Raw genomic sequence first — 1330 nt, forward strand, 5'->3', positions numbered from 1 at the left:
TACCCGGCGGAGTAACCGGCGGCGTCAACGGCAACGCAGACGGCGACTGCACACCAGACGACGGCACAGACCCCGGACCCAACGACGGACTACCCGGCGACGTCGACGACGCACCGGGCGACGACTTGGACGGCGGCTGCTGAGCGGGCGGCGCGGTGGAGGTCGGACTCGACGGTGTCTGCGGGGCAGGCGACGTGGTGGATGTCAGGTGGGACGGTGGAGTAGCCTGCGCCACCGATGTGGCGCCGGCTTGGGTGGATCCCGGCGGCGACGTGGACGACGGTCCCGGCGTAGCCGATGGCGATGTCTGGGTGGGTGATGCCGCGGAGGATGGGCTTGCGGGTGGTGTGACCGGTGTCCCTGGTGGGGTGGTGGAGGAAGTCGTGACCGGCAGAGGGGGGCGCGAGACCGGTTCGGCTCCGGCGAGCGGGCCTGCCGTCGGCACCTTCTGCTCACCACCCGACATACCAGACTGGCCACTGACCGAAGGCTGCTGCGGGTTGTCACCACGCAAAAACTGCTGCGCCTGCGTAGACCCGCCATACGGCGCACTGCTACTACCCGAAGCCGGAGCCCCACTCACCACCGGAACCGACGGCCCGGCACCAGACCCCCGACCACCACTCGACGGAGCGGCATTCGACGACGGTGCACCATTCGGGGACGGGGCCGCATTGGCCGCGGCAGCGGCCGGGGACGGGGCCGCGTTCGCCGCGGGTGACACGGGGTCGGCTTTCAGGGCTCCGCTGCCCGGGCCCGACGACGTGACCACGCCACCACCATCGACACCCGAACCGCCGGCCGCTTCCGACCGGCCCGCACCGCCGCCCAGACCCCCTTCCCTGGCCGCGGGCTCAGCGAACAACCGGCCGAGCGGTGCGCCGGCACTGTCCGCGACCGAAACCTGCCCACCGACCGGAACCTGCCCACCGCCAAGAGCCTGCCCACCGACCGGAACCTGACCCCCGGTGCCGGCAACCTGAGACCCCCGAAAATCGGTGGAACCTGATCCCGGACCCGAGAAACGCTCATCCGCCTGCCCGGGAATGACCAGCCCCCGACCGGCCGTCCTCTCGGCGACAGACGGTTTCTCCGCGTACGCAGGTGGCATCTCCGATGACGTCCGTGGCACCTCCGGCACCCCGGGGGGCTTCTCCGACGCCCCGGGAGGCTTCTCGCCCGGCGACGAACCGGATTCACCCCGGTCCGCCGGCGGCGCGTCGGCATCACCACCGGGAAAACTCAGATCGACACTCTTGACCTTCGTCGCCCCGCCACCGACACCGCTACCACCCGGCTTCGCCGAACCACCGAACGAACCCAGTGCCCC

Origin of the sequence: Amycolatopsis speibonae, from assembly GCF_042647925.1 — a bacterium.
Lineage (GTDB): Bacteria > Actinomycetota > Actinomycetes > Mycobacteriales > Pseudonocardiaceae > Amycolatopsis > Amycolatopsis speibonae.